We start from the raw sequence: 12,816 nt of genomic DNA on the forward strand, positions 1-12,816 counted from the left end.
TATTCCCTATTTTTCAAAACTGCCGCTGTTTGCAAAAGCATTATAAAGAGAAGGTTCTGTAGCGCTATGACCAGTAGCGATTTGCACCCAAGATTTGTAGTTATCGTCGATTTGTTTATTATCGTTTAATTTAAATGAAACTGTTTTTCCTGAACCATACCTAACGTAATTAGCATTCAGTCCAATGATTTCGAAATATTGATATTTACCAATTCCTGTACTTTCTTTATTCTCAGAACTAAATGTTTTATTGTGTGTGTCAATTAGAAAACGCTTACTACCGCTTTCCCCCCAAGCAAATCGCCCGGTCGGACTAATTGAACGTTTTATAAATTCATATGTGTTCAGAGAACTTTCATCAGGATTAACTCCCACAGAGTATAATCGTGAATTGGTTTCTTCATCATACACAACCACACCAAATTGATTCAGTACATATCTTTTCCCATCGTAGATGACTGAGTATTCATTATACTGAACATCTACCTCATCTATCTTTAATGTCAATAGATTATATTTCCAGTTCTGCCATTGATCTGTGAAATAAAGATAACTGCTGTCCTCTGCCCATAAAAATTCTGGATGGCCACGTGATTTACCCAGCTCAATATATTCTCCAGTTTTCAGGTCCTTAATCACTTTAAACATGCCTCTATCATTGGCATACGCTAAAGCCAAATAACGATTATTCGGGGATATTCTCATTAAACGCACTTTGCCTTTAAACTCATCTGCAACAAGTCGTAAATCAGTCCCGTCCGTTTTTATGCTCCATACTTTGTCTTTTCTTTCATAATAATCTTCTTCCGATGAGCTATCTCTAGCGCCATTATCCCAACGAAAAACAACGCGAGGTAAATCATAGGAGCTTTCGTTATTTATGTCTTCGCGCGGCCATTCTTTCGCTTTATAAACATAGTACTTTGGCTTGCCGTTATTATCCTGATAACTAACATAGTTATGCTCGGTAATGTAAATCCGGCCATCTTCCCATTCCTGAGCATTTTTTTGCTCTACGATTGAGAGCTCTTTTTCTGGTTGTTTGCTTTCAACAGTGATTTCATCTTGCCCACAACCGACAAGGAGCAAACCTGTCAAAATACTGATTATTGTTATAATTTTCATAGATTTATATTTTCCTATCTATTCGTTTCCAACCAAGCGGTAGTAATTAGTAAAAAATTATAACGCATCAACTAGCATCACTGTGAACATCATTTTTTTCGAAATTACCATCATTTGCAAATGCATTATATAGCGATGGTTCAGTTGCACTGTGTCCAGAACCTATTTGTCTCCAAGTATGGTAATCTTTAATCTTTTTGTTTTCGTCAAGATGAAATAAGAAAACCTTAGCTGCACCTCCACTACGAGCGAATTTTGCGTCTAAGCTTAAAATATTCAACTTTTCATAGTCTCCTGGCTTAGAGCGATCGATTTCCTCTCTGTCAATCTTTCTATTTTCCACATCAATCAAAAAACGATACTTATAAGACTCTCCCCAAGCATATTTTCCTGTTGGACTAACCCCTCTTTTTCTCAAATCATATTCATTAACAGTATCAGAGGTTTCTTCTAACCCAATGCTGTATAATAAAGCATTTTCTTTTTCATCATATACAGCGACACCAAAATCATTTACAACAAACCTATTCTCATTACTGATTACTGAATATTGGTTGAATTGCACATCAACATCTTCGATTTTTTTGGTTAAAACATTGTACTTAAAACTTTTTCTTCCTTCATAAAAATACAAATAGTCGCTTTTCTCTGACCATAACAAGTCTTTTCGACCATACCTTCGACCCAATTCTATATATTCATTAGTTTTCAAGTCTTTAATGACTTTATATATTCCATCAAAAGTTGAGTAGCTAATTGCTAAATATCGATTATTAGGTGACATTCGCATCACCCTTACTTCCCCATCAAATTCATCCGCAACTAACCGCAAGTCAGTCCCGTCCGTTTTGATACTCCAGACCTTGTCTTTCCGTTCATAATAATCATCTGTTTCACCTTCACCATTATCCCAGCGGAAGACAATACGAGGTAAATCATAAGAGCTTTCATTGTCTAAGTCTTCGCGCGGCCATTCTTTGGCTTTAAAGACATAGTGACGGGGTTTTCCGTTGTTATCCTGGTATCGAACATAATTATGTTCGGTAATGTAAATCCGGCCATCTTCCCATTCCTGGGCATTTTTTTGCTCTACAATTGACAGCTCTTTTTCTGGTTGATTACTTTCTACAGTGGCTTTATCTTGCCCGCAACCAATAAGGAGTAGAGTTGTCAATAAACTGAGTTTCAGTGTTGATTTCATACTTTTTTTCATAGTAATCATTCTTTCTTTCGCCAACGTCTTAATTTAATAGTTCGGTGATATCTACATCTTTGTAAATTATCACAGGTTCAATCTCATCAAAGTCTTCGCTGCCTTTATTGGTTCGGCTCAATGTGACTTTTTTCACTTCACTTGGCCAACCGGAGAACCGAATCATCCGATGTTTCTTGTCAATAAAGTCACAACTTCTTAAGTACACTTTTTGCGACCATTCGTTTTCAGTGTCAGACAATTCAAAAAAATCATCAGGCTGATCAACCTGAGGGTGCGCATAATAAGTAAACCGAATCTCTGGCAGAGGGGGATTGAGATATACGGCAGCAACGTTCTTGTCGACCTGATTATTGATCAGATTGTATTTCACAGAATCTGAGTTGAGTGATTCTGGCACAGTTAAACCTTGTATCGCCGCTGTTGTATCAGTGAATGCTTTATCCTGACTGTATGTATTCAACCCCGTAATTTCGGTTGCATTTTCTGCATACTCATTCTCGAGCTGAGAGAGTTGTGTTTCCGTTTGCTGCTGGCTGCAAAAAATCGCATGCAGCGGCACTTCTTCACCATTGATTTTATAGGGAAGCCAGATATGCGGCATTTCCCGCCCTTCGGCCTCACGTAATACCGCCCGGCCGCCTTTCTTTGGGCTTTCCTTAGTGGCTAATGTAAAGGTCCTGACCGGCAAATAGTCAATCAGGACGATGTCTACTTCTTCAGCCGTCAGGCCAAAAACACGGGCCATACCTGAGCCATCCAGCACCGAGGAAAACACTGTTTTACCATCTTGCTTAATCTCATAAGGCTCATACGAATAACGTGCCCCTGACTCTTCACTGACCAAAGTAATGTCCACATGCCTTTCTACGACTGATGCTTTTGACTTATTTTTGTTTGTGCCTAGCGTCAAATTCACCTCGCTGAAATAGCCTTTTTCAGTGACCTGAATTTCGCGCCACAGTTTTCCATCGAGTAAAATGTAAAGATATCCCGACTCATAAAGCGATGCTTGCGCCGGATCGTTATCTTCTGTTGTGAAATACATGGGCACTGCTGGCACCAAAACAGTTTCCCACTCGTCCAATTCGGTTTCTTTTTCTACTGGCATCAAGCCTTCAGCCAGCAGAAGCGTGATAGGACTTGGATAAACGCGCGATGGAATCACAAGGTATAAATTTTTTGCTTCATTCTCGAGGCCTTTAAACTCAGCCAAACTGCAGTGTTCATGTTTGGCATCCGCACGAGGTTTCGCAATTTTCTCGCTCTGAAGATCCGTTTTTGCCAGTCGCAAATAAGCGCTGTTCCCAGGCCACTGTCCCGCCAGTTCCACCACCAGTTTGTGCTCTGGTACGGGTTCTATCGGTTGATTGACCACATTGCGGGGCAACGGGGTGATGTCTTCCAGCGGCGTATAATTCGCCTTTACATATCTCACTTTTTTCATTTACTTTTTCTCGTTTTTCTTCGCTTTGGCGAAACTAAACCACGTTAGGCTTGAAGGAAAACAACAGCGAGAAGCTAAGCGCTTACCAGCGGCCAACATGAGTGAACCAGGAATAGTGTCCGGGCATGAAAACATCGGACCTTGTTTAAATGTGTGCGAGAAGGTGTATCGGCTATCGGGTTGCTGAATCAGCCCACAATGGCAGTACATCATGATGACGCTCTCCGCAGCGAGTGTGCGCTTATTCGTGCTGTCGGCGGCTGTGCGATAACAGATCAACGAATAAGCCCTGCATGGCTCTTTTTTCATCTCTGTTCAGTACATGAACACACTGGGTACGGTCATCAAGACGTACAGCGGAAAACCCTATCAGATTGAATACCCTAATCAACTGATTTAATAGCCTCTCCCACCTGAAAATGTCACTTTGTGGTATTGAGCCAAAAAATAATTTCTGTTTTGGCTCATTGCGTTACCGTTTTACGTGACTGCCGTGTTCGGTTCCGACTGCGTTAATGTCATCATCGCCCGGCTGTCATTGGCTCCGAACAGGAACACACTGCGCACACGCTGGCTATCGGTGTGGTGTAACGCTAATGCCAGGGTGGCAAACAATGAGGCTTCGCCTAAATACCCCCACAGGCTGTGACTAAGCACAAGCTGTTCAGGGTTAGTCAGCCGTTCACCTCGGGCACCAATGGCAAAACCGTATTCTTCATTTTGAGATCTCAGGTTGGTCATATCGCTGAACAGCAAGCCAAAGTCATCCACGGCTTTGCTTTGCTTACGCAGCGCGCTGGACATCAATTGCTCGCCCGCACCCTGCTCGCAGTGCCAGCTGTCCAACCTGGCCTGTGGCGTTAATTTCAATGCTTCGACCAGACTGCGCGATGCCAGTACGGCCCCTGCTGCGCCCTCGCTGGCAATCACTCCCCAGGGATGCTGAGCCGTCTGCAGCAGATTACGCTGTGAGAGCGCATCCAGTGCCAATATTGGGGAATCCAGAGAGATCGCCATCACCACTTCTTCTTCGTTCAGGCTTTTTAACACATCAGAAAAATGCGTATGTTCTGTGTGGTGACTCAGCACCACCCGGCCTAGTACCTTTTCTAAGCCGCTATCAGCACGCCAGGTTTGATACCAGTTTTCCAATTGCGACTGCGTGATGGCTTGTGGCATACGCACATAAAGCGGCGCTGGCGGCAGGCTGCCCGGCAGGTTCACCGCCAGTTGGGTCACCAGCAGGGCCAGCATGGCAAAGTATTTGTCGGCCGTGTTTTCTTCAGCATCCAGATAAGTGATTGGCGCAACCGTCGCTTTGCTGTCGTCATCTGCCACTGCCCGGGTCTCGTACATGTCTAAATCCGCCTGCGCAACGGCAACAGAAATATCCAGGTTGAAACCCGCCGCGGTGACGGCATCTGCGCAAAGAATGTAACGAGCAGTTGATAAACTCATACAGCAGCCTTTTGTTCAGAAATAACAGTATTGACTAAGTCAGCCTCCTGTCCCTGGCAAGGAAATGCAGCCGACCAGGTGGCAGTGACAGTCAAAGCATCGGCATCCACGGATAGCGTATGCAGCGCCATGGTTTGCAGGCGCTTTTGGCTGCCAAACGCCGCTTCGGCGACAAAGGTACGTCGCGGTAACGTAAAGTACAGCGTCTCTTCATGACTGAAACCAGACACTATGATGCGCTCACCGCCAGCCAGTAACCCTTTTGTCTGCTGATCACTCGGTGCTGACTGGTAAAACGCCGGTGAAAAATCAACAGGATATAGCGGGCGCCGTTCGTCTGACCATTTGTCATCAAACGTCCCCGCCAGACGGGCACGCGCCGCATCAAAGACAGCCAGCGGACCAAAACCGGCTGGTTGCACCTTAGCGGTATCTGGCTGCCAGTCCTGTTTCAAATAGAACACTGAAGGCACAGGCTGGTTCAGCAAATCCATGGTTTTGTTCGCAACCCCGCAGCCAATACGGTTACGGGGATCGTCTCCCCCTAAAGCATGGGCATAAGACACAGGACGCTCGATAAAAGGGGCAGGGACAGTGACGCCTACCTGACCGGCTTGAGTGATCCATTGCCGATCACCCACTACCGTCAGTGTTTTATCGATATGCTCTTCAATCAGCAAACGGCACTGCACACGGGTAACGGGTTTCTTACCCAGACTCCGGGCGTGACCTTTCACCAGCACGTCTGTATTGGCTTTACTGACGGCAAAATCCTGATCCGCCACCATGGCGGAGAAACCGGGCTCACCATCAAACACAGGGGTTGAATAGATCTCTGGCTGCGTCTGTACTGGCTGCCACTGGCCTTCGCACTGCTGCCAGCCGGTTTTTAAACACACCACCCATACCGTCTGTCCGTGATGATCACGCACAAACTGCCCTTTCATGGCATAAGGTAAATTAGATTCAACGTCCCACAGCTGCATCACGCATCCTCTGGTTATACCGCTCCGATGCAGTACTGTTTTTAGAAAGTGTATTGATGGCCCGCCGTTGTTTTTCCGGCCAGCCCATTGGGTCATAAGGCACATAAATGCCACCATTGAGGCATAAATCCCGCCAGACCCAGGTACGAAACAAGGCTGGCATGGATGGGCTTTTCAGCACATCGATACTGGTGGCATAGCTCAGCGAGCCGCCCATTCTCATCATGGGCACCTGTACCGCTTCGGGTTCAAGGTCCTGCCACCAGTGCATCAGTAACTCTGCGGCGTGCTGTGCGTTGTACTTCACGCCCAAATCGGCGACACGAACTGGCATTTTCTCTCCCAAAATCAGAAAAATCGCACTCACCCAGTGTTCCTGCTCTACTTCATCCTGAGCGCTGAAAAGCGCTTCAATCATAGGTTCCACAGCGAGCGGATCACCTGCCAGCGCCGCTTTCAGATAAGCGCGTTTATCATTCGCGAAATCGGGCAGCGTGAAAGATTCAGGTAAGCGATTCACAATGGCGTATTCATCCACCTGTTGGAAAGCTTCTTTCTGGGGCAGGATGTCACCACGAAGCCAGGCGACTTTGTCTTTTCGCACCAGCAAGTGAGTAAATAAAGATTGAGCAGGATCGCCATGTTCAATCACCCAGTTAATACCGGCCTCGTGTCCTGAACAGGCCAGCTGATGCCGGGCCATCCCGCTCACTTTCGTAGAACCTTCCCGGATACACTTATTGGCGAACTCTGTATTCAGTTCATGACGGCGCACCAAAGCCCGCATGGCCAGTTCAGACTGTGGGATCTGACTGATAGCCGCAGACTGCAATGTCTCGATAAGCTGTGTTGATGTCGCCAGAGAAACCGTATCCAGCCACACTTGTGGCTGCAGTTTGTCGGCCAGCAACAATGACAGTCTTACCGCGCTCGGATTAAGCGGATCAATCTCTGCTGAGCTCAACACCCACAGCAGCACTTGGGGATGCGTGTCAGCCAATCCATACAGATAGCCCGGCTCAACCCGAAAGAGCGCCACAAACACGGCCATCAACCGCGCCAGTTTCCTGTTCAGCAAATGATAATAACGACTGTCGCTGTCAGGCAAACCGCTGGCTAATGCACGATGACGCTGAGCCAGCAGGAAACGCACTGCTTCAGCAGCGCTATCCGCTTTCTCTCGTGCAAAACGCTGTATACCCGGTGCTGAGGCTTCAGCGCGCTCAACCGCCTGCTTCATCGCGGCGGCCAGCTGCTGCAGATCCTCTTCCGTCAATACGCTAAAACCTGACACTTCAGGCTTAATCTGGCTGATCATCATGTTGGCGCCCATCAGTTAATCGCTATTATTGCACCCTGAATTTTCTGGGATTTTTCCGCCTGGCTGTTGATATATTTGGCTTCGGTCGTCACCCGGCTGTTTTTTCCGTCGTATTGCGTCTTGGCATCGCGACTGGCAACAATCAACTGCTCTTCAGCTTCAATGCGGATGTTTTTCGCTTTCAGCACCAACTCGTCACGCTGTTCAATCAAGGAAAAGAAAATGTCGGTGACCAGAGGCAAATTTGGATCATTACCGATGAATTCAATGCGACACGACAGTGCATTCTGCACAGCTAACTCAAGCTCAACCCGGTTAAACTGGCGGCCAAGCCTGGCAGCCAAACCGGATGGCATATCACAGCCATCAAAGGTGACGCGAACACTGTCCCCTTCAATGGCCAGAATATGGCCGAAACGGGCATGCAAAGGAGCCGGGGATACCCCGGCTTCTGATTCAATCATTAAATGGCTTTGTGTCTGCTGCTTTTGCATTAGTTCACCGATACTTTTCCGCCCTGAACAACCACTTTGTCTGAACCATTAATCAAAATGGAGGTGCCTGTGATTTGAATCGAGCCATCACTATTGAGGACTAGCTGAGAAGATCCTGCTTTTAGCACGATCTTTTCTTTACTGATAATCTGCGTCGAACTTTTGGAATCAGACGTCACATTCCCGGTTACTGTCAGGGTGGAATTCCCTTCTACATTCAGGTTATTGTCTTTCTCTACCTGAGTCTGACGGGCACCGTGGATCGTAATGGTCTGGTTTTCCATCACTTCCAGTTCATCGTTTTTGCCGATTTCAGTGGTGCGATTCTGATTGATCTTCAGATCCGAATTCTTCACCACAGTCACGGCTTCATTACTGTTGTAATTCACCGTGACATCCCCATCGACCGTTTCTGTGAAGGTGCCTTTCACTTCTGTGGTTTTGTTGCCTTTGATGGTTTCCAGCTGATTCTGACCAATCTCGTTGGTTTTATGGCGAGCAACCGTCAGGGTGTCATCATTACCGATCTGTTCAAACCGGTCATTCAGCACCTTCACTGACATGTCTTTCTGCGCACGCAGATACAGCTCTTCATGATTGGTTTCATCATCCAGGCTGATCTCGTTGTACCCTTCTCCTTTGTGCGTTTTAGAACGCAAGGTGGTGCGGGTTTTCTTCAGCGGCAAATCATAAGGCGGAAGATGCAGACCGTTATAAACCGACCCTGTGACTAAAGGTTGATCCGGATCGCCTTCCAGAAAGCTGACGACCACTTCGTGCCCGATACGCGGCAGGAAAACTGCGCCCCAGTTCGGACCGGCCAGGCTCTGGCTGACGCGTACCCAGCAGCTTGAGTGTTCATCCGACGCACCCAGTCTGTCCCAATGGAACTGAATCTTGATGCGGCCCAGGTTGTCGGTATAGATTTCTTCGTTCGCCGGACCGACCACCACAGCAGTTTGCGGGCCTTCCACAACAGGTGCCGGCAAGGCCGATGCCCGGTAAGTCATATCGGCCGGGAATGCGATCACTTTGTTGTGATAGGTGGTGGGTTCATCACCGGCTTCTTCTGCGTGAGCCTGCGGATCGCTCCCTTCGTGCTTCACTTCCAGCAGGATGAAATCACGGTTCAGAGACTGGCGCGGATGGCGTTCCATCAGGAAGCTGTAACCGGGGATCAACCGCATGACACAGGTTGTCGCTTTCAGCTCAGTGCCGGACACCTTATGGGCTGACAAGCGGTAATCAGACTGTAACTTACCCTGAGGTTGCTGGCCGTAACGTCCCGGATAACGATACACGGCCAGATCGGTATAGACCTCGGCTTCATCCGATTCCGGCACGTCCGCCATCAGACGGGTTTTAGGCGTTAGGTAGTTATAGTCGTTTTGTGAAACCGCACCGGTATGAACACGGGTGGCAAAATCGGCGTCAAAGATATGTTCGCGATCCGGCACCCCGCCCGAGTCGGCATGATACAGGATGGGCGTTTGCTCGGCGCCGGGGATCAAGGTGGCGTTTTCGGCAGTGCTGGGCAGCGCGTTGACCAGTTCATTCTTATCAACAATCACCAGTTCATGGCCGCTGTGGGTATGATCGAAGTAATACCACAGTCCATGCTGAGACATCAGGCGATGGATAAATGCCAGATCGGTCTCGTGATACTGCAGAATATACTCCTGCTTCTCGCCTGCATCGGCAAGCATACGTACCGCGGTTACGCCAGCTTCTTCCAGCACGGCTTCGATGATGTCATTGATCGTTTGATCCTGAAAAATACGGCAGTCCTGCCGCTGAGTCAGAAACCAGAGATCGGGCACCAGCTTTAACTCATAGCGGCTGAACTGGCGACCTGTGCCCAGGAAGCGGGCTTCACTGACTGTGCCATGGAAAACACGGGATACACCGCTCCCCTGACCGAAAAGTTGCAGCACCCCTGCCTTACGGATAACGTCCTCAAAAGCAATATCTGCATCACGTGAAAGCAATGTGACGTTAATTTCAAAAGGTTGAAACAGACGCTCGGTGATCTTAAATTCTTCAACACGGAATTCGTGTTCTGTTTCTTCGATAGAGAAGGAAAATTGAACCGGATTACTCATTACTTTTACCTGATACAACTATGACAAAAGGGGCCGGAACCGGCCCCCATGAATCGGCGTTATTACGCTTCGCGCGGCGTACGCCAGTCGTCGTTACCTGCAGTACCACAGACTTCGTGGGTCACTTCAATGGCGCGGTAAGTCAGTTTCAGTACTTCTTCAACCACACGATCAGAGGTAGCTGCATCCTGGCAGTGCGCCATACGGGTTTGCATATCAACCAGCAGTGCATCAATCAGTTTGATGGTGTAGTAATGCTCTTGCTTGCCTTGAGTCGAAGTGCGGTAGAAGTTGATGTAAGCTTCTGGCAGCTTCTCACCGCTGACCAATGCGTTGAACAGCAATGGCGAAGTACGGTCTTGCTGCTTAGTCACGATAATTGGACGGTGAACACGCTGACCTGTTGGCTGACCGCTTTGTGGGTCACGAGGAACAGTCAGAACATGGTCCAGTTCCTGAACCAGGAATTCGTCAACGTGTGCTTCCTGCCAAGTGTTACCAACAGAGTCTGCCGTGTAAGCATCTTTAGTAATGTGGCCCTGAGTTTCACCATGAATAGACATATAAGCTGGAGTTGGCATAATCACTTTCCCTTAAATTTTAATCATTTAGATAAGTAGAGCATAACGCTGCTCTTTGCGATGATTAATATATTGCAACCACCGTGCCAACTTTAAAAACATATCAAAAACAAACAGTTACGATTTTTCGTGAATTTTAAACTCATTTTTGTTGCCAACTTTTTGGAAAATTTTCTAATTTCTTAGCAACTTCTTTACGAATTTTCGTTATACAACTCTTAACCACCACTCTGTGCCGGATTCAATTTTTCCATTTTCTATTCACTGCGCTCTTCAGACTACAACGCAGCATATAAATCGCCCTGAGATTGATGACCAATTTTCAATCAAAATCACCAAATTCATTTCATTGCGCACTTGGTTCAATAAATACGGGTTCAATTGAACATTGGCTATGCTTTCCAGTGTTTTTGCTTTAGGTATTTCGGTACACTAAGACACTAAAAACAAAGGATTTCAGCATGAATATTTACAGGCTAGGACTTGCATGTACGCTGTCATTATTAGCGGCCTGCAATGACAACAATTCCCCCATCAAAATCTCCAGTGAAACCGTCTCGCAACAACAACTTGATACCATAGTTACTAATATCGAAAAGCGTTACCCTGAGGCCACCCAGGAACAAAAACAAAACGCCGCCGACGTGGTGGTTCGTGCCATCGAAAATATGGTGTTTGTTGAAGGCGGCAGTTTTGACATGGGAGATTTTGGTGCTCCTTGTGAAATCCCCAGCGGTACGGTCAGCCGGATGGACTGGTCTCCGGATGCTGAATGCTTGAGTTCACCGTTTAGTCAGGAGACAGGGGCTGCCTTTCTCCATAAAGTCACACTCGATGCCTACTCAATCGCTAAGTTTGAAACGCGATTTATTGATATGGAGTGGATGCGCCAAATCAACGGACTGCCTGTGGCCAAAGATAATTCGCGTGATGGGTCAATTGTTCAACGGGATTCTGAACGATACGCACGATTAATCGTAAGTGAACAAAAAAATGACCCCGCCAGCGCCAAAGCATGGCAGGAAGCCAAAGATTACTGTCAATGGTTAGGGCAGGTCAGCGCATTGCCCTTCGACTTGCCTACCGAGGCACAGTGGGAATATGCTGCACGAAGTCGAGGCCAGAAATACTATTATGCGACCAATAATGGTTACCATCAGGTTTTGGAAGATGCCTATTTCGATCCCGAGATTGATCGTTACGTCGAATACACTGAAAGTGGTGCAAATACATCAACAAATACCAAAGAAGTAGATCGCTATCCCCCGAATCCTTTAGGGATTTATGGTATGTCCAATCCAGTCAGTGAATGGGTGGAGGACTGGTACTCCCCTGACTACTACGAATACTCCCCAGAGCTAAACCCAAAAGGACCAAAGGAAGGGACGGAAAAAGTACTTCGGGATGCGGGAGGAACAACTATGACTTTTTCAAGGATTCATTCTGTGCCAGTAAAGAGTACATATTTTTACAGCACAAGTTTCCGCTGTGCTCTTCAGCAATCAGTCCCTGCAACAAATAAATAAAGCCCCTTCCGGGGCTTTAATTATGCAGTTTGTATATCGCTTGTCTGATGGCGTTGAGTAATCTGTTGGTTAACCTGTGTTCTTTTACTGGCTCAGTCGGGTGGGACTTCAAGTAGATTTCTTTTTATCCATTGTGAACCCTATTCAAAAAACACCTGTGAATTTCATGATTTAGCCACCAGTTTTGTGTTTTTGTTTCTGGGGTTTCGGTAAACTAAGGCACTAAAAATAAAGGATGCCCGCATGAAATTTTACAGGCTAGGACTTGCATGTACGCTGCCATTATTAGCGGCCTGCAATGACAACAATTTCCCCATCAACATCACCAGCGAAACCGTCTCTCAACAGCAGCTTGATACCATAGTTACTAATATCGAAAAGCGTTACCCTGAGGCGACCCAGGAACAAAAACAAAACGCCGCCGACGTGGTGGTACGTGCCATCGAGAATCTGGTGTTTGTTGAAGGCGGTAGTTTTGAGATGGGGGATTTTCGTGCCCCTTGTGATATTCCCAGCCGAACTGAGAACCGTATGGACTGGACGCCTGAAGCCAGTTGCTTAAG

The 12,816-nt window shown here is 46.9% G+C and carries 10 protein-coding genes and 1 pseudogene; 2 read left to right on the plus strand and 9 right to left on the minus strand.

Features of this window, described 5'->3' with window-relative positions; translation table 11 throughout:
- Window positions 1-6: 6 nt before the first annotated feature.
- The 9 genes from Q4491_RS19460 to Q4491_RS19500 all read right to left on the minus strand — a co-directional run bounded on the left by Q4491_RS19460 (window position 7) and on the right by Q4491_RS19500 (window position 10,727).
- Complete coding sequence (locus Q4491_RS19460) at window positions 7-1,125, minus strand: Tricorn protease domain-containing protein (protein WP_303460094.1); 1,119 nt, start codon at window positions 1,123-1,125, stop codon at window positions 7-9.
- Between the two features lie 67 nt (window positions 1,126-1,192).
- On the minus strand, window positions 1,193-2,338 hold the full coding sequence (locus tag Q4491_RS19465) for a Tricorn protease domain-containing protein (RefSeq protein ID WP_303460096.1): 1,146 nt from the start codon (window positions 2,336-2,338) through the stop codon (window positions 1,193-1,195).
- Window positions 2,339-2,366: 28 nt separating this feature from the next.
- Window positions 2,367-3,785, minus strand: a complete 1,419-nt coding sequence (locus Q4491_RS19470; RefSeq protein ID WP_303460099.1) for a hypothetical protein — start codon at window positions 3,783-3,785, stop codon at window positions 2,367-2,369.
- A gap of 480 nt (window positions 3,786-4,265) precedes the next feature.
- Window positions 4,266-5,243 carry a hypothetical protein gene (locus tag Q4491_RS19475; RefSeq protein WP_303460102.1) on the minus strand — a complete coding sequence of 326 codons (978 nt, stop codon included), beginning with the start codon at window positions 5,241-5,243 and terminating at the stop codon, window positions 4,266-4,268.
- Window positions 5,240-6,229, minus strand: a complete 990-nt coding sequence (locus Q4491_RS19480; RefSeq protein WP_303460105.1) for a DUF2169 domain-containing protein — start codon at window positions 6,227-6,229, stop codon at window positions 5,240-5,242. Before Q4491_RS19480 ends, Q4491_RS19475 begins: the two co-directional genes overlap by 4 nt.
- Window positions 6,210-7,550, minus strand: a complete 1,341-nt coding sequence (locus Q4491_RS19485) for a hypothetical protein (RefSeq protein WP_303460107.1) — start codon at window positions 7,548-7,550, stop codon at window positions 6,210-6,212. The genes Q4491_RS19480 and Q4491_RS19485 overlap by 20 nt, the downstream gene beginning before the upstream one ends.
- 11 nt (window positions 7,551-7,561) lie before the next feature.
- Complete coding sequence (locus tag Q4491_RS19490) at window positions 7,562-8,044, minus strand: hypothetical protein (RefSeq protein ID WP_303460110.1); 483 nt, start codon at window positions 8,042-8,044, stop codon at window positions 7,562-7,564.
- The gene (locus Q4491_RS19495) at window positions 8,044-10,146 is read right to left on the minus strand and encodes a type VI secretion system Vgr family protein (RefSeq protein WP_303460113.1); all 2,103 of its coding nucleotides are present in this window, start codon (window positions 10,144-10,146) and stop codon (window positions 8,044-8,046) included. The genes Q4491_RS19490 and Q4491_RS19495 overlap by 1 nt, the downstream gene beginning before the upstream one ends.
- Window positions 10,147-10,208: 62 nt before the next feature.
- Entirely contained in the window at window positions 10,209-10,727 is a 519-nt protein-coding gene (locus tag Q4491_RS19500) for an Hcp family type VI secretion system effector (RefSeq protein ID WP_192016345.1), read from the minus strand.
- A 461-nt stretch (window positions 10,728-11,188) separates the two neighbouring features.
- Here Q4491_RS19500 and Q4491_RS19505 point away from each other — a divergent pair, with 461 nt between their 5' ends.
- On the plus strand, window positions 11,189-12,253 hold the full coding sequence (locus Q4491_RS19505) for an SUMF1/EgtB/PvdO family nonheme iron enzyme (protein WP_303460117.1): 1,065 nt from the start codon (window positions 11,189-11,191) through the stop codon (window positions 12,251-12,253).
- 243 nt (window positions 12,254-12,496) lie between these two features.
- Window positions 12,497-12,816, plus strand: a pseudogene (locus Q4491_RS19510) (hypothetical protein); the annotation flags it as partial.

This window comes from Photobacterium sp. 2_MG-2023, from assembly GCF_030547675.1.
Taxonomy (GTDB): Bacteria; Pseudomonadota; Gammaproteobacteria; order Enterobacterales; family Vibrionaceae; genus Photobacterium; species Photobacterium arenosum.